The sequence below is a fragment of the Bacillus sp. BC05(2025) genome, assembly GCF_056725905.1.
Map to the genome: position 1 here is coordinate 198,359 of NZ_JBWYRA010000004.1, position 26,135 is coordinate 224,493.

Genomic DNA, 26,135 nt, shown 5'->3' on the forward strand with positions numbered 1-26,135 from the left:
CATACAGTTAAAGTAATGTGATTTTTGTGTCGCGTATATAAATAATATGCGAAGAGGTGAGAGAGTAAAATGAGAACTCGAATGGAAAGAACTGAAGAGGTCGTAGATCAACTTCCTTTGGTAAGTGTTTTAATTCCTACGTATAATCGTCCTCACTACTTTGAAGAGGCATTATGTAGTGTGTTAGAACAAACGTACCCTAATATAGAAATTATAGTTGGAGATGATAGCACGAATGACGAAACAGACAAGGTGTTACAAAAATACTTATGTGATCATTCAAATATTATTTATATAAAAAACAGGTCAACTCTCGGACAGTTTGAAAATGCGCTCATGTTATTTAATGAAGCGAACGGTGAATATATAAACTTTTTAATGGATGATGATTTATTTCATGTGAATAAAATTGAAAGAATGATGAAGTGTTTTTTCAATGATCTAGATAATGAAATTAAGCTTGTAACATCTCATCGTCAAGTAATTGATGATAAAGGAGAAGAACTACGTCATATTTATTCAACTGTTCGTTTATTTGAAGAGGATATGATTATAGAGGGAACAGAATTAGGGAATAGGGTAATTGTCGATCAAAAGAATTATATTGGAGAACCGACCACAGTTTTGTTTCGTAAAAGTGATTTACAAGAACCGTATGGAATCTTTGATAAGAGGAGGTATCTATGTAACGTAGATATAGCTGCATGGTTATCTTTATTAAGTAAAGGAAAAGCAGTATATATAGCAGAGACACTTAGTTACTTTCGATTACATCCAGATCAACAGTTAAATGAATCTAATAAAATGATGGATGGATTAGAAGATTTTTCACATAGTATTCTAGCAGGAGAAAAATATGGTTTTTTATCCACCGAAAAAGAGTTAGACAAAGCGATAACTAATTTTCTAGATTACGCAAGAAGGATAGTTCCATCATCGATATTATATACATTAGACTATTATCAAAAAATTAAAGAAAAGAAAATAAACATAGAGAAGAAGAAACAACATATAAATAATAATTCTCCTTTACCGAAAGTAAGTATACTTATTCCTGCGTACAATAGACCTTATTACTTGGAATTGGCACTCAACAGCGCCCTAAATCAAACATATGAAAATATTGAAATTGTTATTTCTGACGACAGTACAAATAATGAAGTCAATGCTATGATTCAACCGTATTTACGTGAATATAAGTGTATAACATATGTTAAAAATGAAACGCCGTTAGTTGCTGAAAACTTTAATAAGTGTATACAACTTGCGAACGGTAAGTATATAAACTTTTTATTAGATGATGATTTATTTCATCATGAAAAGATCGAGAAAATGATGAAATACTTTTTGACGTTAGAGAATATTTCATTTGTGACGTCATATCGTGAACTGATTGATGAGAATGGAGAGATATTACCACCTTCAACATTAAATATGAAAATCGCGAAAAAAACTACGCTTTTTGAAGGAAAAGAATTAGGGAATTATATGTTAAAAAATTTGAAAAATGTAGTTGGTGAGCCGACAACTGTTTTGTTTAATCGGGAATTGTTTGAAGGGAAGTTTGGGTATTTTAAAGGAAAGGCGTATTCTGCTATTAACGATATTGCAACATGGCTAGATATGATGAGGAAAGGAAAAGTAGTTTATATACAAGAACCTCTCAGTTATTTTAGACAACATAGTGGACAAAATCAAAAACAAATGCATTTTATTTTAATGACAATTGAAGAGTGGAGTGAATTAATTATAGATGCATATAATAGTGGATTTTTAAGTTCTGAAAGAGATTATAAAGAGAGCTTATCTTATTGTTTAGAAAATGCGGGATTTATAGTTAAGGATGCGGCAAGAAATGGAGAACTAGATCAAATTTATAATGAAAAGATTAAAAAAGGGTTAAACAAGCTGATTGCTCATATGTTTGAAAAAGAGTCTTGTTACTGTCAATATTGCAATCAACAATTTGAAAAATTTTCCCCTTGGCCAGCACATTATGATTTTCCGAAATATAAATTTGAGATGTGGAATAAAGATACGGGGATATGTCCAGTTTGTAGTTCAATGGATCGTGAAAGGTTGTATCGTGCATACATTGAAGCGGAAACGGACTTGTTAAGTAAAAAATATACAATGCTTCATATTGCACCTGAAGAAAAGGTAAGAGATTGGTTTAACGAGTATAGAAATATTACTTATGTATGTGGGGATTTAGAACCAAAGGACCCATTAATGAAGGAAATTGATGTTACAAGCATTACATATGATAGTAATACTTTTGATGTAATTTTATGTAGCCATGTATTAGAACACGTTCTTGATGATGACAAAGCAATGCGAGAGTTATATAGAGTTTTAAAGCCAAATGGATGGGGAATTATTCAAGTACCAATCGTAATGAATGTAGATTCTATTATAGAGAATGAATTAATTGTAACACCACAATTGAGGAAATTAGCTTTTGGTCAAGAGGATCATGTGAGAATATATAATCAATCGGGATTCATTCAACGATTAATGAATGCAGGATTTAAGGTGGAATTATATAACATAGCTGAAAGACAAGGAATGAAAAGTGCTAGGAAATTTGGATTGTCTGAAACAGATATGCTCTATATTGTCCGAAAATGATAGGAAGGAATAGATAGATATGGAGAATATTCCTTTTTTACGTGCTTCAACTGTACCTGTAATTGAGTATTTGGAAGAATTGAAGGAAATTGATACATCTCATATATATACGAATTATGGACCTATAAATCAACGTTTTGAGGAAACGATTATGTCGGATTTTTTTCAGAACAGGGGAGCTGTTACAACAGTAGCAAACGCAACGTTAGGGTTAATGGCGGCCATTCAACTTAAGAAAAGAAAAAAAGGAAAGTATGCCCTCATGCCTAGTTTTACATTCCCTGCGACTCCATTAGCAGCTATTTGGTGTGGATTGGAACCTTATTTTATTGATATTTCAATAGATGATTGGTATATGGATAAAACAGTACTTTTGGATAAGATTGAAGAATTAAAAGAAGAGGTTGCGATTGTTGTCCCGTACGCAACGTTTGGATCATGGATGAACTTAGAAGAATATGAAGAATTAGAGAAGAAGGGTGTTCCGGTTGTCGTAGATGCGGCACCGGGATTCGGATTAATGAATGGAAGTATGCATTATGGACAGGGTTTTAGTGGAATGATCGTATATAGTTTTCATGCAACAAAGCCTTTCGGAATTGGTGAAGGAGGGCTTATATATAGTAAAAACGAAGAAGATATACACTGTATTAAAAGGATGGGTAATTTCGGATTTGATAAAAATCGTGAATGTACGATGATGGGCTTTAATTGTAAAATGTCTGAATATGCAGCCGCTATTGGGATTGCAACTATGAAAAAATGGGATGAAAAATTAAAAGAACGCACCCGTATTTCTGAATGGTATAAACAGTTGTTACAAAGTAATGGATTCATAAAAAAAGGGTGGCAACTCCAAAAAACAGACGCAGTTATTCAACAATTTATGCCTATTCTTTGTCCAGAAGAAGTTCGCAACAAACAAGTAATAGAAGACCTGAAAAAACAGAAAATAGAGGCTAGATTATACTTTTCGCCATCTTGCCATCAACAAGTTCTTTTTAGAAATTATAAATCTACAGATTTAATAGAAACGAATAAAATAGCAAAACGAATAGTAAGTTTACCTTTATGGGAAGGAATGACGAAAGAAATAGTAGAACAAATTGTAAGATGTTTAGGTCAGAGGGCGGTGTGGGCAGATGAATAGTTTTTATAGCCAAGAAGAGCTAAAGAAAATTGGATTTTTATCAATTGGGAAGAATGTATTGATTAGTAAAAAAGCAAGTATATATAATCCAAGTGTTATATCAGTAGGTAATCATGTAAGGATTGATGATTTTTGCATTTTAAGTGGCAAAATTAAAATTGGAAGTTATTCGCATATATCAACGTATACAGCGTTATATGGAGGGGAAGTTGGGATTGAAATGCATGATTTTGCAAATATCTCAGCTAAAACAATCGTATATGCAGTACTTGATGATTTCAGTGGAAATACTTTAATGGGACCAACTGTTCCGAGTCAATATAGGAATGTGAAAACAGAAAAAGTTATTTTAAAAAAACATGCGATTATTGGTGCTAATTCTATTATTTTTCCAAATGTAACTATAGGAGAAGGTACGGCAGTCGGTGCGATGAGTATGGTAAAAGAGAGTTTAGATGATTGGTATATTTATGCGGGAGTTCCCGTAAGAAAAGTAAAACCTCGTCAAAAAAAGATGCTAGAGTTAGAAATTGATTTTTTAAAAAGCATCCATTCTTAATAAAAAAGAATGAATGCTTTTTATTTTTATCCCACTTTAATGGGCAGTAAGACCCCTACCTCAAAATTCAGCAAAAGCAAAGAAGTTAGGTGGGGGACTCGCCGCCAGTAAAAAACCGATTGGTGAGGGCTGATTAAAGTTTCACTTTATGATAAAGCAGAATGTATCTTAATTTATTATGTTTTAAATTTTGCTGACCAAGGCAATACTGAGCCATAGTGAATGTAAAGTTGGAGGGCGAGCGTATATGTTTGATGAGGATGGGATTGTTTTAATTATGGAACCAGCTGATGAAAGGAACTTGAGGAGATTTATTTTTTCAGTGCCAAAGTCAGTGTATGAAAAGAAGGGGCTTACATTACACTACGGAACAGCTATAGGACAAGGATATATGGATATAATTGAAGATATTATTAGCGTACATATAGAAATAGATGTTGTAACTGTAATCGGGCATGTAAGAGGATAAATAGCTATTTGAAAAAGGTTTTAAGTAATTTAGCTAGAAGTTATGATAGAAAAAATTGCAGACAATTATAAAAATGAAGGGAGCCTACAATGAAAATAAAATCAATTTTATTAGCATGTATAGTCTCAATTGGATTAATGGGATGTTCACTAGTAGAACAAGGAAAGAACTCCATAGATTATGCTCAAAAAGCGACAGGCTATGTAAATGAAATAAGTGCATTTGCAAATGATGCACCAGCATTAGCAGAAAAGGCTGTTAATGATAGCGAGGCTCGAAAAGAATTAGAAACGAAGCTTAGTGAAATTAAACAAGACATACCTGCATTCAATGAATTAACGCCACCTGATGTAGCAAAGGATCTTCATCAGCAAATTGTCGGATATAACGAAAAGTTAAATACGTTAATTGATACGGCGATGACAAAGATAGAAGAAGGAAAAGTGGATGTAGAGCAATTTAAAAACTCTGAGCTTATGCAGACGGTAGATCAAGTTCGAGATTTGAAAGATAAGGTGCAAAATTTAGGTCAATAGTAAAAAGCTCCGTTTGTGATAAACGGAGCTTTTTGTATAAGAGATTACTTAATAAAATACACCACAACACCCATTAAAATGATAGTATTCCCAATTACTTTTCTTTTGGTTACTTTTTCACCTAAAAAATACCAACCGAAAATTAATATGATGATATAACTTAATGATTCTAATGCAGAGACTTGATTTATTGTCAGTCCCTTTAAGGCAATAATATTGAATCCTGCGTTAAGTACAAATAAAGAGTAACCGATGATTACATATGGATTTACATATTCTTTTAATTTAGAATCATATTGCTGTAAAGTAGCCTTTTTTAATAAAATTTGTGAGTAATTGGCCAATACGATTCCAAAGATCAATAACAACATATAACTATTCATCTTTTGTCACCACCACAATTCCGACGATAATAATAGCCGCACCAAGTAAATGATTCCACTGTATCGTATCTCCAAATAGAACTACTGACCAAAGCATTGACCACAGTATAATAATTCCGCGATGTGAATATGCTTTTGATATTTCGAAATGCTTAATTACTTGTTGCCATAAAATTGCATATCCGAATAAAAGTACAACTAGTCCGAAATAAGCAATAAAAAATGAGATGGAAGCAATGGGAAACTTAGCTGCCCATTTCATGTAAACTACAATGATAGAATATATCAAAAAAGCTACATGTAAAAATACGTAATTTTTAATAGTTGGTTTCATTTATTCACTCTCTTTTACATATAAATATATATTTATATCTATCTTTCCCTAATAATAGATATTGGAACGTATTTTGTTTAACCATTCACATTCCAAATTATATAGTATCATGGCTTTTATTGTAAAACAATAGAAGCCATGCATTCATTTTTTCCAAGGTTCTACAATATGTATCGTTTTATTTGTTGCATCCAACTCTACTTGAACACCGATAGGCATGGTGATCATTGGATGTGTATGACAACAATCGAAGTCGGCTAGAAAAGGAATTCTTTGATTTTGAAGTACTTCTAATAGTATTTCAAAAGGTTTTCGATTTGTACCACAATCATCAAATTGCTCATGCTTTCCAAGAATGATACCTGAAATTTTATCGAATACACCGTTAATTTTAAGGAATGAAAAGCTTCTTTCGATAGTAGCTGCATCTTTTGAACTGTCCTCAATAAAGAGAATATCGCCTTCTTGAATATGTGGCATATAGGGGCTACCCAAAATTCCTTGTATCGTGTTTAAATTCCCGCCAATAATACGACCAGTAGCTTTTCCAGCAATTACTGAAATCCAATCGTTTGGTCGAAGTTCTTTCTCCTTCGTCTTTTCTTCCCAATTAATAAATTCATCTGACCAAAATAATGGTTGTTTTATATGATAAGGAAGAGATTGATTATGTAGTAAAGTTTCAGCAAAATATTTGTATGTGCAATCAACAAAAGGCTCAAATTCGCCAAAGGAAGGGACGAGAGCGGGTCCATAAAATGTAGGGATTCCTGTTTTGGCGTACATTCCTAGTAATAAAGCAGTTGCATCTGAATACCCAATCATTATTTTAGGGTTATTTAGAAAAGCATCATAATCAATATAAGGTAATATTGAATTTGAATTCATGCCACCAATTGTTGACATGATACAAGAAACATTAGGATTTCTTATTAAAGCATTCAGTTCCTCAGCACGCTCTTGTATACTACCCGAACGATAGAAATCATATCGGCCTGTTAAGGAACCTTCTAATATATGAAACCCTTTCTGTTGTAAGTAAGATTTTGCTCGTTCAAATCTTTTTGGAGAAGTGTAGGTTACTGGTGAAGAAGGGGAGTAGATCCCAATTGTGTCTCCGTATTTTAATGATTTTGGAAGTAGCATTTGTATGAATCCCTTCTATTAAATAATTTATCCCGCTTTAATGGGCAGTAAGACCCCCACCTCAAAATTCAGGAAAAGTAAAGAATTTAGGTGGGGGATCAACTGCCCATAAAAGTCCGATTGGTTCAACTAATAATCAGTGGGGGATGAAGAAAACCCCCACTGATTAAAGTTTCACTTTATCTCGCTATTTGACGGGTAGCCCGATTGGTGGGGCTGATTAAAGTTTTGCTTTATTTACGAGATTTTATTATTGAATATTCTTATGTTTTAATATTGTAAGTTTAACATAAATAAATTAAAATAATCATTGCTTTATATGAATAAATATACCTTTTTGCCTTGACTGTATAAAGGAATTATTGTTAAGGTTAAATGTGAGTGTATAAAAGGTTTGCTAAAGGAGTTTTGAAATGAATCGGTTAAGATGGGGAAGGATGACAGTCCTATTAGTCATTATTTTAGGGATATGTTGGTTCTTATTCCAAGGAAATCAAAAGAGCGTAGCGAATGTAGAGGGACAACCTTTGCAAGTGGCAGAACTACCTAAAGCAGGATTTACTGAAAAAGTAGTCCCGCCAAAGTACATCCCACCAGAAATTAACGCAAAAGCGGCTATGATTATCGATGCGAGTGATGGAGATATTATTTATCAATATAATGAAAATGAAGCTTTTGCACCAGCTAGTATGTCTAAGATGATGACAGCGTATCTCCTACTAGAGAGTATACATAACGGGAAAGTTCGCTGGGAAGATCCAGTTAAAATGAGTGCGAAGGCGGCACAAACAGAGGGAGCGAGAATCCCAGTACAAGTTAATGACACATTAACTGTTAAAGATTTATATCATGCATTAATGATTGAGTCAGCTAATAATGCAGCTGTGGCATTAGCAGAACATATGGCAAAATCGGAGAAAGATTTCGTTCAGCTTATGGATGCAAAAGCGAAACAGTTAAAAATGTCGGAACATGCTAAATTTGCAAATGCTTCTGGATTACAAGAGCCAGATGGAAGTGAAACAAAAATGACGGCTGGTGATGTAGCAAACTTGGCGTATCATCTTATAAAAGATTACCCAGAAATATTAGAAGTGACTCACTTACGTCAAAGTCAATTAGCATTTAATAATATTAATGTTATAAGTACAAATGATATGTTAAATAAAAATAATAAAGCTTTATATATAGAAGGAATAGACGGATTAAAAACAGGATTCACAGATAGCGCAGGGTATTGTTTTACGGGTACAGCAAAACAAGGTAATACTCGTATTATTACAGTTGTTATGGGAACAAAAGGTAAAACAAAGCGTTTTACAGAGACGAATAAGCTAATGTCTTATGCGTTTGGCTTAGTTAATTAAGTAAAATATTGAGTTGTATCATCATATAAGAAAGGCAATTTGTTGTTACGTACTATCGGTAACAACAAATTGCCTTTTATTTTTTAGCACTAATAAAGTAAAAAGGTAAAAATGTGAGTGTTATTATTTGAGTTTATTATTGCTTGTTTATATTATAAAGTTAGAAACTTATTAATGATAAGTTTTGAGGGGCATATGATGTGTACATAGGAAAAAGCCTCAAATGAAAATTGGAGGGAATTATGATGGCAAAAGATTTTTACTCAGCAATTGAAGACAGAAGATCTATTTACGCAATTAGTAAAGAACAAGTAGTTTCTGATGAAAAAATTCAAGAAGTGATTTATCATGCTGTAAAACATACACCTTCAGCTTTTAACTCTCAGAGCGCTCGCGTTGTCGTCTTGCTTGGAGAACAACACGATAAGTTATGGGATATTACGAAAGAAACGTTACGAAAAATTGTACCTGAAAATAACTTCGCTTCTACGGAAGAAAAAATGAATGCATTTAAAAGTGGTTATGGAACAGTTCTATACTTCGAAGATAGTGAAGTGGTGGAAGAACTGCAAGAAAAATTTGCATTATACAAAGAGAACTTTCCAATTTGGTCTCAGCAATCCTCTGGAATGTTACAATTTGCAATTTGGACAGCTTTAGAAATTGAAGGATTTGGTGCTACATTGCAACATTACAATCCGTTAATTGATGAAGAAGTGAGAAAAGAATGGGGAGTTCCAGAAAATTGGAAGCTTATTGCGCAAATGCCGTTTGGTAAACCGGTTGTACCTGCAGGTGAAAAAGAATACCAGCCTTTAGAAAACCGTGTGAAAATTTATAAATAATGTAGGAACGAGTGGGGGAATTGTTTATCCCCCACTAATTATTAGTTGAACCAATCGGGTTTTTGCCACTTATAAAAAGGTGAACAGGGATACAACCTGTTCACCTTTTTATAAGTAGTAAGGATTTTTTTGATAGGAATTTTTCATCTGATTTTTTAATTCTTTTTTACGTGTTTCAATAGTTGATATTTTTTGTAAGGTAATAATTGAAATGAATTGAAAAAAAGCATAGTACAGTTCTATATTTTTATTTATAGGATTATCTATTATGTTTTTTATAAATATGCCTCCCTTTTGATTCCACTATTTGCAAGCAATAAAACTCTCATCTTAAAATTCAATTGCTTTCCGTGTATGGTAAATAAAATGTGTATAGATTAAAACGTTACTATATATATGATAATATAAATACCCTATAAATTCCATAGACGGTTAAAAATGGGTAGCGGAATGTGTACTTTCGTCAAATTAGAACAGAATTTTTGAAGATAAATCTTACAAATCGTCAAATCTTTTAAAAGCGATAGATAGTATCGGAAATAGTTTTCTAAAAATACTATGCTATTGATAAAAAAAGCATTTTTTGTCATGATAAGAGTATGCTTCATAGAGGTGACTTTACTAAGAGATAGACTCTTTGCATTGTATTAGATTAATAGAGTTTTTCCGGGGAGATAGGATAATGCATATTAAGATAATAAATGGAATGTCGAATTTTCAATGAAATACATAAGAAATTTGAAAAAAACATTGCTAAAACAGTAAGTTTAATGGTAAAGTTCACATGAAGTTCACACGGATTTCACTTCATTCGTTTAAAATGAACTCTGTGTGAAAAATAAAACTCTTGTTAAAAAATGGAACTTGATGAATATTTTACTTTAATAATATTGTAAAGTATTAAGTTTATAATTTTTTTAAAGAGGATAGTAGGGAAAGGAAGTAAAGACAACTTATGAAAAAAGTAATTGCAGGTTTAGCAGCAGCTTCTGTAGTGGGTGTTGCAGTTCCAGGTATGGATTCTGCTCAGGCACAAGTTTCAAACGAGGCGCTAAAAGAAATTAATGGACAAACTCAAAATCAAACGACTGTAACTGAAACAAAAACTGTAGAAACAAAATCTGACTTAAAATACACAGTAAATGCTGATGTATTAAATGTTCGTTCAGGTGCTGGTACAGGACATAGCGTGATTTCTAAAGTGAAATCAGGTCAAGTACTACAAGTAATTGGACAAGAAAACGGTTGGTTCAAAGTAACTGTAAACGGCCAAACTGGTTATGTAAGTGGTGACTTCGTAACGACTGGTGGTAAAACAGGAACTACTGTTCAACAAGGAACTGGTACTTACACAGTAAACGTTTCTTCACTAAACGTACGTACAGGCCCAAGTACATCTCATACAGTATTAGGCTCTGTAAATAAAGGTAAAACAGTACAAGTTGTTGGAGAAGTACAAGATTGGTTTAAAATCAACTTCAATGGTGGAACTGGATACGTAAGCAAAGACTTCGTAACAAAAGGTGGTTCTGCTGTATCTAACCAAACACAACAACCAACTACAAATAACAACAATACTACTACAGTTCAAACTGGTGGTTCTTATGTTGTTAACACTGGTGCTTTAAAAGTACGTACAGGCCCAGCTACATACAACGCTGTAATCGGTGGTGTAACAAACGGTACAGTATTAAACGTTACTGGCGCTGAAAATGGTTGGTACAAAATTAACCATAACGGCCGTACAGGTTACGTAAGTGCAGACTTCGTTAAGTTTGTAAAAGGCGGAGTAAACAACGTTACAAATAACAATAACGTTACAAATAACGTTCAACAACCAGGTAAAGACGTACAAAAACCAACAACAGGTGGAGATACATCTTCAATCGCTGGATTCGCTAGATCTTTAAATGGTTCACCATACAGAACTGCTGGTACAACACCTGCTGGTTTTGACTGCAGTGGATTCATTCACTACGTATTAAATCAAACTGGTCACAAAGGTGCTCGTCAAACAGTTGCTGGATACTGGAGCTCTAAAACAAAAACTAGCAATCCACAACCAGGTGATTTAGTATACTTCCAAAATACTTATAAATCAGGTCCTTCTCACATGGGTGTTTACTTAGGAAACGGTCAGTTCATTAGTGCAGAAACTGATGCAACTGGTGTACGTATTAGTTCTGTAAGTAACTCTTACTGGAGCAAGCACCTATTAGGTTACACAAAAGCATACTAAGAAAAAGTAGTTTATATACTTTTTGTATAGAGAAAAGGCTTTCCAGGGAAACTTGGGAAGCCTTTTTATAGTTGGATAAACTGGGGAGTGTAGTAGTTTTTACTGTAACTTCCCATTTAAAAATCGAGCGTATAGGTCATGAAAGTAGTTCGGACGAAACAAGTTAGCTGCATGTCCTGCAAGCGGTATTTCTTTATATAAAACGTTTGGAAGAATAGACTTTAAATCAAAAAGGCAAGATTTATAGAGATGATCATGTTCACCCATTACCCATAGAATAGGGTGGGGAAGTGATTTTAATTTAGATTTCAAATCGAATTCTAATCGGTGTCGTAATGATTGGGCAATAATTGATGAATGTAATTGCAATCCGAAACGGTAATAAATATTTCTTGAAATGACTGCGAACGGATTTACTTTTAGTATGCCACTTGGAAAAATGGTATTTGCGTATTGAGAGAGCCATTTAGAGTAATCGTCTCCTCGCTTCTCCCAAAATTTTTGAAATACGTTATATAAAATGGAAGGGTTATTATAATGTCCGCCAATATGACAAATGCTCAAAACTTTTTCTGGATGCATTTGTGCAAAAATAGTAGAAATATAACAGCCGTAGCTTAAAGCACAAATATGAGCCTTTTGAATGCCTTCTTTTTCGTATAAATTCAATAATTGATCTACGAGACGCTGTAATGAAAATTCGATAGCTTCTCCTTTATCATCGCCGTGACCTAATAAGTCATAAGTAATAACGTTGTAAGAGGCGGAAAATCGTTTATGCTCTTTTTTGAAGGCACGACGATTGCCGACTAATCCATGAATAAAAATAATTGTTTCCTTTTCGGAATGTATATTTGTTTGCAAAAAGGATACTCCTTTCAATAACGGGAGATTTATATAGTATTGTAAATTGATTATTTATCATTCACATAGAATAATATTTAGCACTAGGTAATAATATCAGATGTTTATATATGTTGTAAAGATACGTTTGTATGTATATTTTGTAAAAATAGAAAAAGTGTGTTTACATTCAGTTTACATTCGTATTGTATTCTACTTTTAGAAAGAACAGTTTGGTTTAACACAAGGAGATGAACAGGAATGGAAGTTAAAAATGAAATGAAGAAAAAAGGGAGCTGGAGGCAGTTTTTACGCCTTATTCAAGATACAAATCCTCCGAAAGGAATATTAATTTTTGCGTTATTTATGAGTTTACTTTCTACAGGAGCAAGTTTATTTATTCCGATGTTAACGAAAGGGTTAGTAGATAATTTTTCACTTTCGTCAATTAGTACAGGGCAAATTGCTGGGCTAGTTGCATTCTTTATTATGCAAACTATAGCTGCAGGATTATCTATATATTTATTAAATTATATAGGACAGAAGATTGTAGCTGGACTGAGAGAACGTTTGTGGAAAAAGGTCCTTATTTTACCGGTAACTTATTATGATCAAAATAGAACAGGCGATACAATTAGTCGTATGACAAATGATACAGGAGTTGTGAAAACGTTAATTTCTGAGCATTTGTCAAACTTATTAACAGGTGGTATTTCAATTGTCGGATCTTTAATTGTACTATTTGTTTTAGATTGGAAAATGACACTTTTACTTTTAACGGTTATTCCATTATCAGTACTTATTTTAGTTCCACTTGGACGAAAAATGTATAAGATTTCAAAAGCACTTCAAGATGAAACGGCTTCTTTTACTAGTGTATTAACACAAGTGTTATCAGAAATTCGTTTAGTAAAATCTTCGAACACAGAAAAAAGAGAATATGAAACTGGAAATAAAGGTATCGAAAAGTTATTGCAATTTGGTTTGAAAGAAGGAAAAGTGCAAGCGTTAATTTCACCAGTTATGTCGTTTGTTTTAATGGCATTGCTTGTTATTATCGTAGGGTATGGTGGAATGCGTGTTTCTAGCGGTGCATTAACTACAGGTGAACTTGTAGCGTTTATTTTATATTTAGTTCAAATTATAATGCCGATGAGTCAATTATCTATGTTCTTTACACAATTCCAAAAGGCAATTGGTGCAACGGAAAGAATTAATACAATTTTAGAATATGAAGTAGAAGATCATGAAACAGGTGTGAAAGTCACAAATGCTAAGCAGCCAATCGTTCTTGAAAATGTTCATTTCGAGTATAACGAAGAAGAGCAAGTGTTAAAGAATATTGATTTCACAATTGAATCAGGAAAAGTAACAGCGATCGTAGGACCAAGTGGTAGCGGGAAAACGACGTTATTCTCATTATTAGAACGTTTTTATGAACCAACTAGCGGTGCCATTAAATTAGGAAAAGATTCAATTAAGAGTTATTCACTACAATCATGGCGACGTCAAATCGGTTACGTATCACAAGATAGTCCGTTAATTGATGGAACGATTCGTGATAATATTTGTTACGGTGTTGAGGGTGAAGTGACAGGTGAAGAAATTGAAAAAGTAGCAGCGATGGCATATGTTGATGCATTTATTCATGACTTACCGAATGGATATGCAACAGAAGTTGGAGAACGTGGTGTGAAGCTTTCTGGAGGACAAAGACAACGAATTGCAATTGCCCGAGCATTACTTCGAAACCCGCAAATTCTTATGTTAGATGAGGCAACTTCAAGTTTAGATAGTAAGTCCGAGTCCGTCGTTCAAAAGGCATTAAATAACTTAATGAAAGGAAGAACAACGTTAGTTATTGCACATAGACTTTCTACTGTTGTAGATGCAGATAAAATTATCTTTATTGAAAAAGGGAATCTTACAGGAAGTGGTACGCATGATGAATTACTACAAACGCATGATATGTATCGTGAATTTGCAACGCAACAATTGAAAATTAAAGAGGCGGCATTATAAAATGAATCATCAGTGGAGCTTATACTCCGCTGATGATTCATTTTTAAAAGTTATATAAAAGATGCTACGTAGAAAGGAGATGGCTTCTTTGATACCAAAAATTTTAATAGTAGATGACGATCCACATATTAGAGAACTCGTTTCTGTATTTTTAGAGCGGGAAGGCTTTCAAACATATGAGGCAATTGATGGACTAGATGCACTTCAGAAAATAGACGAAGTGAAAGTTGATATGGTTATTCTCGATATTATGATGCCGAATATGGATGGATTTGATTTATGTTTTGAATTAAGAAAGTACTATGATATTCCGATTTTGATGTTAACGGCTAAAGGGGAAACGTCTCAAAAAGTAAAAGGATTCCACCTTGGCACGGATGATTATCTTGTAAAACCGTTTGATCCGATGGAATTAGTAGTGAGAGTTAAGGCTTTATTGAAACGTTACCAAATTACAGTGTCGCAATCGATTCAAGTTGGAAATGTACTGTTAAATCGTAAAACATTTGAAGTTATAATTGGAGAACAAACGGTTACGTTACCGCTAAAAGAATTCGAATTGCTCTTTACTTTAAGTTCTAAAGTAGGAAGAACGTGTTCGAGAGAGCAATTAATTGAAGATGTATGGGGATATGATTTTGAAGGAAATGAACGTACATTAGATGTTCATATAAATCGGTTACGTGAGAAGTTTCAAGAGGAGAAGTCGAATTTTAGTATTAAAACAATAAGGGGTTTAGGATATCGCTTAGAGGTAAGTAAATGAGAAAAAGAAAACGAATGGGTAAGTTGAAGATGTTGAAAGTAACAGGAGCGATAATAGCCCTCTTTTCTTTTCTTACTATCATTTGGTCTACAGCTTTTTATGTATCATCTAGTGTATTAGATGCCCTTGCAATACATCTCTCTCCTTTTGTTACTTATCTCATTAGTGACATACTCAGTTTTATATTTATGATTCTTCTTTGGATATTAATTGCAGTATTAATGAGACCGAAACGGCAGGCAATGATTTGGACAATTATTGAACCAATACAAAAAATTGCAAAAGGGGACTTCTCCGTAAAAATACGAAATGAAGAGAAATATGATGGGGAAATTGGTGTGCTCGTAAAAAGTATAAATGATATGACAGATGAACTAAACGCAATGGAGAAAATGCGCCAGGAATTTGTATCGAATGTTTCTCATGAAATACAGTCACCATTAACTTCTATAAAAGGATTTGCTAGAGCACTACAAGACGATAATCTTTCTAAGGAAAAAAGAAAGCATTATCTTACTATTATTGAAACAGAAACGACGAGATTATCTAAATTAAGTCAAAATTTACTGAAATTAACTCTTTTAGAGTCGGAAGAGTATACACCAGAAAGAGTAACTTATCGATTAGATCAACAGTTAAAACAAGTTGTATTAAATAGTGAACCGCTTTGGGCTGAGAAAGAAATTGAATTAGACCTTGATTTAGAAAAAGTGCAAATAACTGCTGACCAAGAAAGTATGAGTCAAGTTTGGATTAATTTAATTCATAATAGTATTAAATTTACTCCAAGTAGCGGTACGATTTCAATCAAGTTAAAAGAATATGAGACATTAGTGGAAGTGCGTATTCGTGATTCGGGAATTGGAATATCTGAAGAACAGAAACAACATATTTTTGAGCGGTTTTTTAAAGCTGATTCTTCACGGAATCGAGCATACGGAGGAAGCGGTTTAGGATTAGCGATAGTAAAAAAAGTAGTAGACCTACATCAAGGAGAAATAAAAGTCGAGAGTGAGGAAGGGAATGGGACGGAATTTATTGTTTGTATTCCGAATTAGGAAGAGAAATAGTGTTAGGAGGAAACCCTTCTAACACTATTTCTCTTTAAAAACACATTTCCCGTTACTGCAACTATATTGATAAGCTTTTCCTTCGTTATTCATACGGTATGAGTAATCTGATGCTATATCTTTCTTAAAGTCAACATATGCCTCTGCACCGTTTTTATCATCATTGATATCAACGAATTGAACATGGCGTATAGAATAATCTTTCTTTTCACTTAAACCTCTTTCTTGCAAGTTTGTATGAATACCGTCTACTAACTCGTCAAACAATGACCAGTTTAAATTAAGATTTTCATATGATTCAGTATGTCTTCCTAGAATGCTGTTGTCTTGTATTATTTTTTTATTATTATCGTATGTATAAGAGTATGTAAAATAAGGTTCGTCTTTATATACGACTTTTGCATAATAGCCGATATTATAAAGAGGAGTATATTTTCCGGTTATGCTTTGTATTTCTTTTTGCTTATATCCTTTTATAGTATGGAGATATTCGTTAGTATCTTTTTCTATTACTTTATAATGTAGTGGATTACCAAATATAAAGTACATAGCCAAAAATATGATGCATAGTCCGACTGCAGTTAGTGACAAGAACCACTTTTTTCTTTTCATATACATACACCCTCCTATGTGGGGTTTATTTCTATTTTACACTAATTATGGAAAAACATGATAATTATAAAAAATCCCTATAGTTACCTACAAGTAACCTACGCACATGAAAGTGCATCATTGCCTTTTTACATAAACATAGATACAATTTTAATATAATACATAACTGAGATGATTAAGGAGTGTTATACTTGGCAGAATTATTACAAGGCAAAAATGCTTTAATTACAGGAGCAGGTAGAGGGATTGGTCGTGCTGTAGCGATCGCATTAGCGAAAGAGGGCGTAAATGTCGGTCTTTTAGCTCGTTCAGAAGAAAACTTAAAAGCTGTAGCGAAAGAAGTAGAAGCAGAAGGCGTAAAAGCTGTTATTGCGACTGCTGATGTTTCTTCATACGAAGAAGTGACTACTGCGATTGAGACGTTAAAAAATGGTTTAGGATCTATCGATATTTTAATTAATAACGCTGGTATTTCTAAGTTCGGTAAGTTTTTAGAGTTAGACGTTGCTGATTGGGAAAAAATCATTCAAGTAAACTTAATGGGTGTATACTATGCAACTCGCGCAGCTTTACCAAGCATGATTGAACAACAATCTGGTGATATCATTAACATTTCATCTACAGCAGGACAAAAAGGTGCGCCTGTAACAAGTGCATATAGTGCTTCTAAATTTGGTGTTCTTGGCTTAACAGAATCGTTAGCGATGGAAGTTCGTAAACATAACATTCGTGTAACAGCTTTAACTCCAAGTACAGTAGCAACTGACATGGCTGTAGATTTAGGATTAACTGATGGAAATCCTGATAAAGTAATGCAAGCAGAAGATATTGCAGAGTTTATCGTAGCGCAGCTGAAATTAAATAAACGTACATTTATTAAATCAGCGGGACTTTGGTCTACTAATCCGTAAGGGATAAATGTATAAATAAAAGAAGGGATATTTATTCTGTAATGGAGTAGATGTCCCTTCTTTATTTTTCTGTTTATGAGACAGAATTTTCGGTATAATCAAATATAGATAGTAGAAAAGTATTGAAAAGGATGGTATTTACATGAGTACGATTGAGAAATGGACGGCTGTTGATCAATATGTGAGTGATGTGAGGAGGTAAAAGGGATGAAAAAGAAATTTCAAAAATTATAACATGTATCGTATGCAACACAGGAAGCTCGCGGACCTCCAACATACTTGGAAATATAAGTTTATATTAAAAATTGGAGGTCAGGAATAGATGAGAACTGAAAAAGAAATGTTAGACTTAATTATGAATACAGCAAAAGAGGATGAAAGAATTCGAGCTGTTATTATGAATGGATCACGTGTGAATCCAAATGTGAAAAGAGACTGTTTTCAAGACTATGATATTATGTATGCGGTAAAAGACATACGCTCTTTTACGTCTAATCATAATTGGATTCATAGGTTTGGAGAAATAATGATTGTACAAATGCCAGAAGAAATGTCAGTAGTTCTAGCAGATGAAGACGGGAAGTTTCCGTATTTAATGCAGTTCATGGATGGAAATCGGATTGATTTAACACTAGTTCCAGTTGAATTAATAAATCATTTCGTTGGACAAGATAGTTTAAGTAAATTACTTCTCGATAAAGATAATTGTATGGAAGAATTCCCGCCAGCAAGCGATAAGAATTACTTAATAAAAAAGCCTACAGAAAAAGAGTTTTTGGATTGCTGTAATGAATTTTGGTGGTGTAGTACGAATGTGGCAAAAGGTTTATGGAGAGAAGAGCTTTCTTATGCGAAAGGAATGCTTGATGGTCCGGTGCGAGATATGTTCATCGTAATGCTAGAATGGCATATTGGTATGAAAACAGATTTTACAGTTAATACAGGTAAATTTGGAAAGCATTTTGAGCAATATTTTGAAGAAGATATGTGGGAGCAATTTAAAAGGACATTTTCTAATGCTGAATATGAAAACATATGGAAGTCATTCTTTGTCATGGGTGATTTATTTAGGGAAGTGGCGAATGAAATTGCTAACGCTTATGGATATTCGTACCCGCAAGGTGATGATGACAGAGTGACAAGTTATTTAAAACATGTGAAAGCTTTACCGAAAGATAGTACATCGATTTATTAATAATAGTAAGCAGTAAGACTGTCCTAATTACGGACAGTCTTATTTTTGTTTATGAATAGGAATTTCTCTAACAAAGTGCAGATGAATCACATATGAAACTTTAGGGAGGTTTTTATTATGTATTATTTTTATTCACCAGAAGGGTTTGCTCCATATCAATGGGGGCTAGAACGAGATGTTTCGTATGCCTATATGCCATATAACTTATTTTATTACGGAGATTATATAAGAACATTGCCATACACATATACCCCTCAAAGCTATGAAGTACAAATGAAAGCAGATGAACGTGGATCGTGGACACCATTTTCTTGGGTCGAAAAATATGCGTACGCATTTTCAGGACCGTATAATAAAGCGGAAGTTGCTCTTACATTTGATGATGGGCCGGATTTAGAATTCACGCCCAAAATATTAGATAAGTTAAAACAACATAATGTAAAAGCTACTTTTTTCCTGCTTGGTGAAAATGCAGAAAAGTTTCCGAATGTAGTAAAACGTATTGCGAATGAAGGGCATGTAATTGGCAATCATACGTATAGCCATCCGAATTTAGCGAAAGTAAATGATGCTGAGTACCGTAATCAAATTATAAAAACAGAAGAAATATTAAACCGTTTAGCTGGTTATGCACCGAAGTTTATTCGTCCTCCGTATGGTGAAATACTTGAAAATCAATTGAAGTGGGCAACAGAACAAAATTTTATGATTGTACAGTGGAGTGTTGATACGGTTGATTGGAAAGGCGTAAGCGCTGATACAATTACAAATAATGTGTTAGGAAATTCATTTCCTGGAAGTGTTATCCTTCAGCATTCAACACCAGGTGGGCATTTGCAAGGATCTGTAGATGCATTAGACAAAATCATTCCGCAGTTAAAAACGAAAGGGGCGCGCTTTGTAACGCTGCCAAGTATGTTCCAAACATCGAAAGAGCGGAAGTGAATGTGTTGTTAAATTGGAAAAAACAGGATTTTGTCGTATAATGAAGCTGTAGGTTGTTAGGAGGGGATATAATTGATGTATGCACTAGTAAACATAGGAATGAGTATTTTAATAGGTATTATATTTATACTTGCGGCGATTGTCCTTCAAAAAAATCCACCGACCGATATTAATGCGGCATATGGTTATCGTACGAAACGATCTATGAAAAATAAAGAATTATGGGATGCAGGTAATAGGTATAGTGCAGAAGTGATGAAGCAAAACGGATTCATTATGATGTTAATTGGAAGTGTTGTTAGTATACTGTTTAGATATCCACATACAATGATAGCGATTATGGTGATTATGCTGTTATTAATCATTCGTTTATTTATACGAGTAGAGAGTAGATTAAAAATACTTGAACAATAATGAAAAAATAGGACTTCATGCAATATAATGCTAGGAGTCCTATTTTATTTATAAACTATTATTTTCTAGTAAGTCTTTTCCTTGTTCAACAACAAATTCATAGTATGCAAGATCATATGGATAAATATCATCAAAAGTTATCGTTATTGGTTTATTGTTCAAAACAGAAGTAGCTGTAAAAGATGAAATCTCTCTTTTTAATAGTTGTAGAAATGAAGCGGCATGTATTTTCATCACATCGTCTACTTCTTCACCTGGTGCGAATGGAAGTGGATTGATGACATTGTGGAAATACATATGACAAAACTCGCGATCCGTAAGATTTGAAAATTCATAATCTATTTTAAAGATGCCCTTGTAGGCTAAATCAGTCGTTTGGAAAGAAAGCCCTAATTCCTCTTCAATTTCACGAAGACCGCCACTTTGTACATCTTCATCATGCATAATATGTCCGGCTGAAGTAATATCCCAAATGTTTGGAGCTTCTTTTTTATTTTTAGAACGTAGTTGGAAATATAAAAACATATCTTCATCATCTTTTTCTACAAACCAACAATGAAATGTTTCGTGCCAATCACCGTCAAGATGCACTTCATCACGTAATTTCTTCCCAAGTATATTTTTTTCAGTATCAAATATTGTTAACCACTCTGTCATATAATTTCCCCTTTCTGCCAATTATATTATACAATATTTGTATTGGATTTTGGAAAAATAAAGAAAAAGGAGAGGGTATAAGTGGGGATAGAGAGCGCGGAAATAAAAGCGATTATTTCAACAGAGGAAGAATTACGGAAAATATTAGGGCAACCAAGTGAGAGAGCTTTGAAAAAGGTTATTTCATCATTAGACTATCATTGCGTAGATTTTCTGTCTAAATCTCCTTTTCTAGTATTATCTACTGCAAATAAATTAGGAGAGTGCGATGCTTCGCCGAGAGGAGATGCTCCTGGATTTGTTTACGTATTAAATAATAATAAAATTATTATTCCAGAAAGACCAGGGAACCGCCGTATAGACTCTATTTTGAATATTATTTCAAATCCACGTGTAGGGTTACTCTTTTTTATTCCAGGTCTTGGGGAGACACTCCGAATAAATGGCCGAGCGTATATAACAAACGACGAAGAAATTTTGCAAGAAATGCAGGCAAATGGACGCAATCCGCTACTTGGAATTGTTGTTGAAATAGAGGAATGCTACATTCATTGTGCAAAAGCTTTTATTCGTTCGAAAATGTGGGATCCAGAATCTTGGTTGAATAAAAAAGAATTACCTTCAGCAGCAAAAATGTTGCTGGAGCATGCGAAAGTAAATACTTCAGAAGAGGATGTTGCACGTTCTTTAGAAGAAAGTTATACGAAAAGATTGTATTAATAAAATTTTATTAATATAGTTTTCTGAGGTCGAGATGTACGTGGTTTAGAATAGGAAATGTATATATGAGGAATTGATTTAAAAAGTGGAGAAATAACAAAATAGGTAAATCGAGCGACAGTTGCATAATGTTATTGTGAAATATAATAAAAAATGATTTTGAAAATTGTTAGTAAAAATAGGCTTGCTTTTTAAAAAGTTGATAACTATAATAAGTTAACAAATAGACATGAACGAAAAAGTAACGATAAGGACACGGAATCATTTTTACGGTTTACAGAGAGGGAAGCCAAGGGTGTGAGCTTCCTAACACGAGAAATGATTTTACCACCTTTGAACTTCAATAGTGAACGAGTAATCTAGTAATTATTGACGGAATCAGCCGTTATCTGAACTTGAGCAATCTAGAGAGAAATACGTCTAGGTTGGAACAAGGGTGGAACCACGAAAACACATTCGTCCCTTTCCTAGGGATGAGTGTGTTTTTTTATTATTTTGAAAGGAGGTGCAGTAACATGAAACGATTTGTACGTACGGAAATAACCACCACCTGTATGGTTGAAAAGCAGAGCAAGGTGATTGATAAAGATAAAAAATAAAATTGTAGGAGGAGATTAAAAGATGAATAATGTTATTAATGTTGGGGTGTTAGGATTAGGTACGGTCGGAAGTGGTGTTGTCCATATTTTGAAAGAACATTATAAAAAAATTTCACTTGATACAGGGTATGAAGTGAAAGTGAAGACAGTCGTTGTACGTGACTTAGAAAAAGAACGTGATGTTTGCATTGATGGAATCGTAGTAACAAGTCATGTCGATGAAGTTCTAAATGATTCAAATATTGATATTGTAGTAGAGGTAATGGGCGGAATTGAAGAAGCGAAGCAGCATATTGTTAAGGCTTTACGAAATAAGAAACATGTCGTAACAGCAAATAAAGATTTAATGGCTGTATACGGTGCAGAGCTTCTCCAGCTGGCGAACGATAATGATTGTGATTTATGTTATGAGGCAAGTGTAGCGGGCGGTATTCCGGTGTTAAGAGGGTTAACAGACGGATTAGCATCAGATCAAATTGAAAAAATAATGGGAATTGTAAATGGTACAACAAATTACATGTTAACAAAGATGAGTCAAAATGGATGGACGTATGAAGAAGCTTTACAGGAAGCACAAAAATTAGGTTTCGCAGAATCGGATCCAACAGCGGATGTAGATGGGCTAGATGCAGCGAGAAAGGTAGCCATTCTTGCAAACTTAGGTTTTTCGATGAATGTTTCTTTAGATGATGTGCAAGTAAGAGGGATTCGAAAGGTCGAAAAAGAAGATTTACAAATGGCTGAAAAGTTAGGATTTACTATGAAATTAATTGGTAAAGCAGAGAAACAAGGATCAGCCATTCATTTAAGTGTAGAACCGACTCTTTTACCTAGTCATCATCCATTATCGAATGTAAATAATGAATTTAATGCAGTATATGTTCACGGTCAAGCGGTAGGGGAAGTAATGTTTTACGGACCTGGAGCTGGGAAGTTACCGACTGGTTCTGCTGTAGTAAGTGATATTATTTCAATCGTTAAAAATATGAATCAAGTTCAGAAAAATAAAAGTGCGTTAAAAGAACCAGAGCCGTACGAATTACAGGGAGATGAAGAAGTCGTTTCAAAATATTTCTTGCGTATTTCATTACGAGACGAACCAGGGATGTTGCAAAAAATAACAGAATGTTTCGTTAATTATTCTGTAAGTTTAAAAGAAGTGATTCAGTTACCTTTAAATCGTGAACTTGCAGAAGTCGTTGTTGTGACACATCAAACTTCAAAGTATCAATTTGAACGAGTTTTAGGAGCGATAGAAGGTGTCGCAAGTGAAATAAACAGTTATTACATTATTGAGGAGGAAAAACAATATGTATAAAGGATTATTAAAACAGTATGCTTCTTATTTACCGGTGAATGAAAATACACCTGATGTGAGCTTAATGGAAGGGAATACACCGCTTATCCCGTTATTAAATATATCAAAACAATTAGGAATTCAGTTATACGGTAAGTATGAAGGAGCGAATCCGACAGGTTCTTTTAAAGATCGTGGTATGGTAATGGCAGTCGCAAAGGCGAAAGAAGAAGGTTCAGAGGCAATCATTTGTGCGTCAACAGGTAATACATCAGCATCGGCCGCAGCATACGCGGCACGCCTTGGAATGAAATGTATTATCGTAATCCCAGAAGGGAAAATTGCACATGGAAAATTAGCGCAAGCAGTTGCTTACGGAGCTGAAATCATTTCAATAGAAGGAAATTTTGATGATGCACTTAAGGCTGTAAGAAATATTGCTGCCGAAGAGCCGATTACATTAGTAAACTCAGTGAATCCTTATCGAATTGAAGGGCAAAAAACAGCAGCGTTTGAAATTTGTGATCAGTTACAAAGTGCACCAGATGTTTTAGCGATTCCTGTTGGGAATGCCGGAAATATTACAGCGTACTGGAAAGGTTTCTGTGAATATGAGAAAAAAAAGGGCTATAAGAAGCCAAGAATTCACGGGTTTGAAGCGGAAGGAGCAGCTGCTATTGTAAAAGGACATGTCATTGAAGAACCTGAAACAATTGCAACAGCGATTCGCATAGGTAACCCAGCAAGTTGGTCATATGCAGTAGAGGCTGCTGAGCAGTCTCACGGTGAAATAGATATGGTATCAGATGAAGAAATTTTACATGCGTATAGATTATTAGCAAAATCGGAAGGAGTTTTCGCTGAACCGGGATCAAATGCTTCATTAGCTGGCGTAATGAAACATGTTCAATCCGGAAAAATCAAAAAAGGAGAAACAGTTGTGGCGGTTTTAACTGGAAATGGCTTAAAAGATCCTGATATCGCAATTTCTTCTAATACATTGGATATTGCAAGTGTTTCAAATGATATAGAACAAATTAAAGAGCATATTAAAGGGGTGATTATGTCGTGATACCATTCAGTATTCGTGTTCCTGCTAGTACAGCGAATGTTGGACCTGGATTTGATTCAGTAGGAATAGCGTTGTCATTGTATTTACATGTAGTAGTAAAGGAGAAAGCTGATAAATGGCAAGTAATCCATTCCTTTGATGATTCAATTCCGATAGATGATAAAAATTTAATTGTTAGTACGGCATGTAAAGTATGTCCTTCTTTATCACCCCATATAATAGAAGTTACTAGTAACATTCCGCTAACAAGAGGTCTAGGAAGTAGTGGATCAGCAATTGTAGCTGGGATAGAGCTTGCGAATCAACTAGGCAATTTGAATTTAACTACGAATCAAAAAGTACAGATTGCTACAAATTTTGAAGGACATCCTGATAATGTTGCTGCTTCTATATTAGGAGGAACTGTAATCGGAGCACTTGATGGAAAGAATGTTTCGGTTGTAAGAATTGAAAGTAAGGAATTAGGTGTAATTTCTCTTATTCCGAATGAAGAGTTAAATACAGATGAAAGCCGGTCTGTACTACCAGATATGTTTCCGTTTCATGAAGCTGTTAAGGCTAGTGCGATTAGTAACGTATTAGTAGCTGCGTTTTGTCAAAAGAAATGGGAAGTTGTAGGCGAAATGATGGAAAGAGATCATTTTCACGAGCCCTATCGTTTAGAACTTGTACCGTTATTACCATCTATTCGTAAATGTGCAAAAGAGTTTGGCGCATACGGCACAGCGCTTAGCGGTGCAGGACCATCCATTTTTATATTAACGCCGTATGAAAAGCGCCGAGAAATTGCTGAGCAACTAGCGAGAGTATTTACGTCTATGAAAGTGTGTGAGCTAGAAATCGATCATAGAGGAATTACTGTAAATAAAGAAGAACATATAGAACTATAAAAAAGCTAGCATTGCTAGCTTTTTTTGTTGTAAATAGTTTTTCAGTTGGCATATAAAAGGAAAGTAATAATGTATAATTTAGTAAAGCGTGTATTCATTTGGAGGTGATCCTATGAAGCAAGAGTCACCGGAAGAAAAAAGAGAACGTATAAGGCAAAGTGAATTGAAAAATAATCCTACTGGTTCTTTACATGATGGACTTAACAGAGCTGAAACAGGTAGCCCAGTTGATATGGCAGGTGGTATGAATTGGAAAGGCACAACGCTAGTAATTCTAGTACTAGCTTTAGGCTATATTATATACACTTATTTCTTTAGTTAAGAAATAAGTGTATATAATATAGAATGATTTGCTTTTATAAGTAGTGAGTATAAAAAAACACGGTTATTGTACTACATATACTTTATGCAAATTATAGTTGTCCATATGTAAAATAGAGCTAGTTTATGCTAGTTCTATTTT

The 26,135-nt window shown here is 34.0% G+C and carries 27 protein-coding genes and 1 other annotated feature; of the genes, 20 read left to right on the forward strand and 7 right to left on the reverse strand.

Features of this window, described 5'->3' with window-relative positions:
• Nucleotides 1-69 precede the first annotated feature (69 nt).
• The 5 genes from ACZ76X_RS15155 (at nucleotide 70) to ACZ76X_RS15175 (ending at nucleotide 5,345) form a co-directional block, all read left to right on the forward strand.
• On the forward strand, nucleotides 70-2,631 hold the full coding sequence (locus tag ACZ76X_RS15155) for a glycosyltransferase (protein ID WP_479850868.1): 2,562 nt from the start codon (nucleotides 70-72) through the stop codon (nucleotides 2,629-2,631).
• Nucleotides 2,632-2,650: 19 nt separating this feature from the next.
• Nucleotides 2,651-3,781, forward strand: a complete 1,131-nt coding sequence (locus ACZ76X_RS15160) for an aminotransferase class I/II-fold pyridoxal phosphate-dependent enzyme (protein WP_479850869.1) — start codon at nucleotides 2,651-2,653, stop codon at nucleotides 3,779-3,781.
• The gene (locus tag ACZ76X_RS15165; protein ID WP_479850870.1) at nucleotides 3,774-4,340 is read left to right on the forward strand and encodes an acyltransferase; all 567 of its coding nucleotides are present in this window, start codon (nucleotides 3,774-3,776) and stop codon (nucleotides 4,338-4,340) included. The genes ACZ76X_RS15160 and ACZ76X_RS15165 overlap by 8 nt, the downstream gene beginning before the upstream one ends.
• Before the next feature lie 247 nt (nucleotides 4,341-4,587).
• Nucleotides 4,588-4,809: a hypothetical protein gene (locus tag ACZ76X_RS15170; protein WP_063224199.1), complete on the forward strand. Its 222-nt coding sequence runs from the start codon at nucleotides 4,588-4,590 to the stop codon at nucleotides 4,807-4,809.
• Nucleotides 4,810-4,898: 89 nt separating this feature from the next.
• Nucleotides 4,899-5,345, forward strand: coding sequence for a DUF6376 family protein (locus ACZ76X_RS15175; RefSeq protein ID WP_098667556.1), 447 nt, complete (start codon nucleotides 4,899-4,901; stop codon nucleotides 5,343-5,345).
• Nucleotides 5,346-5,389: 44 nt separating this feature from the next.
• On the opposite strand, the gene ACZ76X_RS15180 is transcribed toward ACZ76X_RS15175, so the two are convergent.
• From ACZ76X_RS15180 to ACZ76X_RS15190, 3 genes are all read right to left on the reverse strand, one after another.
• Entirely contained in the window at nucleotides 5,390-5,728 is a 339-nt protein-coding gene (locus tag ACZ76X_RS15180) for an EamA family transporter (RefSeq protein ID WP_001089876.1), read from the reverse strand.
• Nucleotides 5,721-6,062, reverse strand: coding sequence for an EamA family transporter (locus ACZ76X_RS15185; RefSeq protein WP_000805132.1), 342 nt, complete (start codon nucleotides 6,060-6,062; stop codon nucleotides 5,721-5,723). Before ACZ76X_RS15185 ends, ACZ76X_RS15180 begins: the two co-directional genes overlap by 8 nt.
• Before the next feature lie 144 nt (nucleotides 6,063-6,206).
• Complete coding sequence (locus tag ACZ76X_RS15190) at nucleotides 6,207-7,208, reverse strand: S66 family peptidase (protein WP_479850871.1); 1,002 nt, start codon at nucleotides 7,206-7,208, stop codon at nucleotides 6,207-6,209.
• Between the two features lie 413 nt (nucleotides 7,209-7,621).
• On the opposite strand from ACZ76X_RS15190, the gene ACZ76X_RS15195 reads away from it, so the two are divergent.
• Both ACZ76X_RS15195 and ACZ76X_RS15200 read left to right on the forward strand, forming a co-directional pair.
• Nucleotides 7,622-8,575, forward strand: coding sequence for a D-alanyl-D-alanine carboxypeptidase family protein (locus ACZ76X_RS15195; protein WP_479850872.1), 954 nt, complete (start codon nucleotides 7,622-7,624; stop codon nucleotides 8,573-8,575).
• A 242-nt stretch (nucleotides 8,576-8,817) separates the two neighbouring features.
• Nucleotides 8,818-9,420, forward strand: a complete 603-nt coding sequence (locus tag ACZ76X_RS15200; RefSeq protein WP_001993708.1) for a nitroreductase family protein — start codon at nucleotides 8,818-8,820, stop codon at nucleotides 9,418-9,420.
• A 108-nt stretch (nucleotides 9,421-9,528) separates the two neighbouring features.
• Here the strand turns inward: ACZ76X_RS15200 and ACZ76X_RS15205 are convergent, their stop codons facing one another.
• Nucleotides 9,529-9,699, reverse strand: a complete 171-nt coding sequence (locus tag ACZ76X_RS15205; RefSeq protein WP_479851165.1) for a DNA mismatch repair protein MutT — start codon at nucleotides 9,697-9,699, stop codon at nucleotides 9,529-9,531.
• A gap of 676 nt (nucleotides 9,700-10,375) precedes the next feature.
• On the opposite strand from ACZ76X_RS15205, the gene entFM reads away from it, so the two are divergent.
• Nucleotides 10,376-11,659: an enterotoxin EntFM gene (entFM, locus tag ACZ76X_RS15210; protein WP_479850873.1), complete on the forward strand. Its 1,284-nt coding sequence runs from the start codon at nucleotides 10,376-10,378 to the stop codon at nucleotides 11,657-11,659.
• Nucleotides 11,660-11,758: 99 nt separating this feature from the next.
• Here entFM and ACZ76X_RS15215 read toward each other — a convergent pair whose 3' ends face one another.
• A complete protein-coding gene (locus ACZ76X_RS15215; protein ID WP_479850874.1) occupies nucleotides 11,759-12,523 on the reverse strand; it encodes an alpha/beta fold hydrolase in 765 nt (254 codons plus the stop codon).
• A 240-nt stretch (nucleotides 12,524-12,763) separates the two neighbouring features.
• Between ACZ76X_RS15215 and ACZ76X_RS15220 the strand changes: the two genes are divergently transcribed.
• The 3 genes from ACZ76X_RS15220 (at nucleotide 12,764) to hitS (ending at nucleotide 16,348) form a co-directional block, all read left to right on the forward strand.
• On the forward strand, nucleotides 12,764-14,524 hold the full coding sequence (locus tag ACZ76X_RS15220) for an ABC transporter ATP-binding protein (protein WP_479850875.1): 1,761 nt from the start codon (nucleotides 12,764-12,766) through the stop codon (nucleotides 14,522-14,524).
• Between the two features lie 88 nt (nucleotides 14,525-14,612).
• Complete coding sequence (hitR, locus tag ACZ76X_RS15225) at nucleotides 14,613-15,290, forward strand: envelope stress response regulator transcription factor HitR (protein WP_479850876.1); 678 nt, start codon at nucleotides 14,613-14,615, stop codon at nucleotides 15,288-15,290.
• On the forward strand, nucleotides 15,287-16,348 hold the full coding sequence (hitS, locus tag ACZ76X_RS15230; RefSeq protein ID WP_479850877.1) for an envelope stress sensor histidine kinase HitS: 1,062 nt from the start codon (nucleotides 15,287-15,289) through the stop codon (nucleotides 16,346-16,348). Before hitR ends, hitS begins: the two co-directional genes overlap by 4 nt.
• A 36-nt stretch (nucleotides 16,349-16,384) precedes the next feature.
• Here the strand turns inward: hitS and ACZ76X_RS15235 are convergent, their stop codons facing one another.
• Nucleotides 16,385-16,972 carry a DUF3139 domain-containing protein gene (locus ACZ76X_RS15235; RefSeq protein WP_479850878.1) on the reverse strand — a complete coding sequence of 196 codons (588 nt, stop codon included), beginning with the start codon at nucleotides 16,970-16,972 and terminating at the stop codon, nucleotides 16,385-16,387.
• Between the two features lie 191 nt (nucleotides 16,973-17,163).
• On the opposite strand from ACZ76X_RS15235, the gene ACZ76X_RS15240 reads away from it, so the two are divergent.
• The 4 genes from ACZ76X_RS15240 to ACZ76X_RS15255 all read left to right on the forward strand — a co-directional run bounded on the left by ACZ76X_RS15240 (nucleotide 17,164) and on the right by ACZ76X_RS15255 (nucleotide 20,437).
• On the forward strand, nucleotides 17,164-17,883 hold the full coding sequence (locus ACZ76X_RS15240; RefSeq protein ID WP_000818985.1) for a 3-ketoacyl-ACP reductase: 720 nt from the start codon (nucleotides 17,164-17,166) through the stop codon (nucleotides 17,881-17,883).
• Between the two features lie 322 nt (nucleotides 17,884-18,205).
• Nucleotides 18,206-19,078: an aminoglycoside 6-adenylyltransferase gene (locus tag ACZ76X_RS15245; RefSeq protein WP_479850879.1), complete on the forward strand. Its 873-nt coding sequence runs from the start codon at nucleotides 18,206-18,208 to the stop codon at nucleotides 19,076-19,078.
• Nucleotides 19,079-19,195: 117 nt separating this feature from the next.
• The gene (locus ACZ76X_RS15250; RefSeq protein WP_479850880.1) at nucleotides 19,196-20,023 is read left to right on the forward strand and encodes a peptidoglycan-N-acetylglucosamine deacetylase; all 828 of its coding nucleotides are present in this window, start codon (nucleotides 19,196-19,198) and stop codon (nucleotides 20,021-20,023) included.
• A gap of 75 nt (nucleotides 20,024-20,098) precedes the next feature.
• Nucleotides 20,099-20,437, forward strand: coding sequence for an SdpI family protein (locus ACZ76X_RS15255; protein WP_479851166.1), 339 nt, complete (start codon nucleotides 20,099-20,101; stop codon nucleotides 20,435-20,437).
• A 48-nt stretch (nucleotides 20,438-20,485) separates the two neighbouring features.
• Here ACZ76X_RS15255 and ACZ76X_RS15260 read toward each other — a convergent pair whose 3' ends face one another.
• Nucleotides 20,486-21,094, reverse strand: a complete 609-nt coding sequence (locus tag ACZ76X_RS15260) for an NUDIX hydrolase (RefSeq protein ID WP_479850881.1) — start codon at nucleotides 21,092-21,094, stop codon at nucleotides 20,486-20,488.
• Nucleotides 21,095-21,175: 81 nt separating this feature from the next.
• Here ACZ76X_RS15260 and ACZ76X_RS15265 point away from each other — a divergent pair, with 81 nt between their 5' ends.
• The 5 genes from ACZ76X_RS15265 to ACZ76X_RS15285 all read left to right on the forward strand — a co-directional run bounded on the left by ACZ76X_RS15265 (nucleotide 21,176) and on the right by ACZ76X_RS15285 (nucleotide 25,994).
• Nucleotides 21,176-21,814 carry a pyridoxamine 5'-phosphate oxidase family protein gene (locus tag ACZ76X_RS15265; protein ID WP_479850882.1) on the forward strand — a complete coding sequence of 213 codons (639 nt, stop codon included), beginning with the start codon at nucleotides 21,176-21,178 and terminating at the stop codon, nucleotides 21,812-21,814.
• A 235-nt stretch (nucleotides 21,815-22,049) separates the two neighbouring features.
• Nucleotides 22,050-22,281 (forward strand) — a binding site (T-box leader).
• A gap of 154 nt (nucleotides 22,282-22,435) precedes the next feature.
• Nucleotides 22,436-23,731, forward strand: a complete 1,296-nt coding sequence (locus ACZ76X_RS15270; protein WP_479850883.1) for a homoserine dehydrogenase — start codon at nucleotides 22,436-22,438, stop codon at nucleotides 23,729-23,731.
• Nucleotides 23,724-24,782: a threonine synthase gene (gene thrC / locus ACZ76X_RS15275; RefSeq protein ID WP_479850884.1), complete on the forward strand. Its 1,059-nt coding sequence runs from the start codon at nucleotides 23,724-23,726 to the stop codon at nucleotides 24,780-24,782. The genes ACZ76X_RS15270 and thrC overlap by 8 nt, the downstream gene beginning before the upstream one ends.
• Nucleotides 24,779-25,672 (forward strand): homoserine kinase, encoded by an 894-nt coding sequence (gene thrB / locus ACZ76X_RS15280; RefSeq protein ID WP_479850885.1) that lies wholly within the window; start codon nucleotides 24,779-24,781, stop codon nucleotides 25,670-25,672. Before thrC ends, thrB begins: the two co-directional genes overlap by 4 nt.
• 112 nt (nucleotides 25,673-25,784) lie before the next feature.
• Nucleotides 25,785-25,994, forward strand: a complete 210-nt coding sequence (locus ACZ76X_RS15285; RefSeq protein ID WP_479850886.1) for a DUF6366 family protein — start codon at nucleotides 25,785-25,787, stop codon at nucleotides 25,992-25,994.
• The last annotated feature ends 141 nt before the right edge of the window (nucleotides 25,995-26,135 follow it).

What these genes read in the sequence shown, in the direction of transcription:
- ACZ76X_RS15155 (WP_479850868.1), top strand. Translation starts at nt 70, where the DNA reads ATGAGAACTCGAATGGAAAGAACTGAAGAGGTCGTAGATCAACTTCCT.
- ACZ76X_RS15160 (WP_479850869.1), top strand. Translation starts at nt 2,651, where the DNA reads ATGGAGAATATTCCTTTTTTACGTGCTTCAACTGTACCTGTAATTGAG.
- ACZ76X_RS15165 (WP_479850870.1), top strand. Translation starts at nt 3,774, where the DNA reads ATGAATAGTTTTTATAGCCAAGAAGAGCTAAAGAAAATTGGATTTTTA.
- ACZ76X_RS15170 (WP_063224199.1), top strand. Translation starts at nt 4,588, where the DNA reads ATGTTTGATGAGGATGGGATTGTTTTAATTATGGAACCAGCTGATGAA.
- ACZ76X_RS15175 (WP_098667556.1), top strand. Translation starts at nt 4,899, where the DNA reads ATGAAAATAAAATCAATTTTATTAGCATGTATAGTCTCAATTGGATTA.
- ACZ76X_RS15180 (WP_001089876.1), bottom strand. Translation starts at nt 5,728, where the DNA reads ATGAATAGTTATATGTTGTTATTGATCTTTGGAATCGTATTGGCCAAT.
- ACZ76X_RS15185 (WP_000805132.1), bottom strand. Translation starts at nt 6,062, where the DNA reads ATGAAACCAACTATTAAAAATTACGTATTTTTACATGTAGCTTTTTTG.
- ACZ76X_RS15190 (WP_479850871.1), bottom strand. Translation starts at nt 7,208, where the DNA reads ATGCTACTTCCAAAATCATTAAAATACGGAGACACAATTGGGATCTAC.
- ACZ76X_RS15195 (WP_479850872.1), top strand. Translation starts at nt 7,622, where the DNA reads ATGAATCGGTTAAGATGGGGAAGGATGACAGTCCTATTAGTCATTATT.
- ACZ76X_RS15200 (WP_001993708.1), top strand. Translation starts at nt 8,818, where the DNA reads ATGATGGCAAAAGATTTTTACTCAGCAATTGAAGACAGAAGATCTATT.
- entFM (WP_479850873.1), top strand. Translation starts at nt 10,376, where the DNA reads ATGAAAAAAGTAATTGCAGGTTTAGCAGCAGCTTCTGTAGTGGGTGTT.
- ACZ76X_RS15220 (WP_479850875.1), top strand. Translation starts at nt 12,764, where the DNA reads ATGGAAGTTAAAAATGAAATGAAGAAAAAAGGGAGCTGGAGGCAGTTT.
- hitS (WP_479850877.1), top strand. Translation starts at nt 15,287, where the DNA reads ATGAGAAAAAGAAAACGAATGGGTAAGTTGAAGATGTTGAAAGTAACA.
- ACZ76X_RS15235 (WP_479850878.1), bottom strand. Translation starts at nt 16,972, where the DNA reads ATGAAAAGAAAAAAGTGGTTCTTGTCACTAACTGCAGTCGGACTATGC.
- ACZ76X_RS15245 (WP_479850879.1), top strand. Translation starts at nt 18,206, where the DNA reads ATGAGAACTGAAAAAGAAATGTTAGACTTAATTATGAATACAGCAAAA.
- ACZ76X_RS15250 (WP_479850880.1), top strand. Translation starts at nt 19,196, where the DNA reads ATGTATTATTTTTATTCACCAGAAGGGTTTGCTCCATATCAATGGGGG.
- ACZ76X_RS15255 (WP_479851166.1), top strand. Translation starts at nt 20,099, where the DNA reads ATGTATGCACTAGTAAACATAGGAATGAGTATTTTAATAGGTATTATA.
- ACZ76X_RS15260 (WP_479850881.1), bottom strand. Translation starts at nt 21,094, where the DNA reads ATGACAGAGTGGTTAACAATATTTGATACTGAAAAAAATATACTTGGG.
- ACZ76X_RS15270 (WP_479850883.1), top strand. Translation starts at nt 22,436, where the DNA reads ATGAATAATGTTATTAATGTTGGGGTGTTAGGATTAGGTACGGTCGGA.
- thrC (WP_479850884.1), top strand. Translation starts at nt 23,724, where the DNA reads ATGTATAAAGGATTATTAAAACAGTATGCTTCTTATTTACCGGTGAAT.
- ACZ76X_RS15285 (WP_479850886.1), top strand. Translation starts at nt 25,785, where the DNA reads ATGAAGCAAGAGTCACCGGAAGAAAAAAGAGAACGTATAAGGCAAAGT.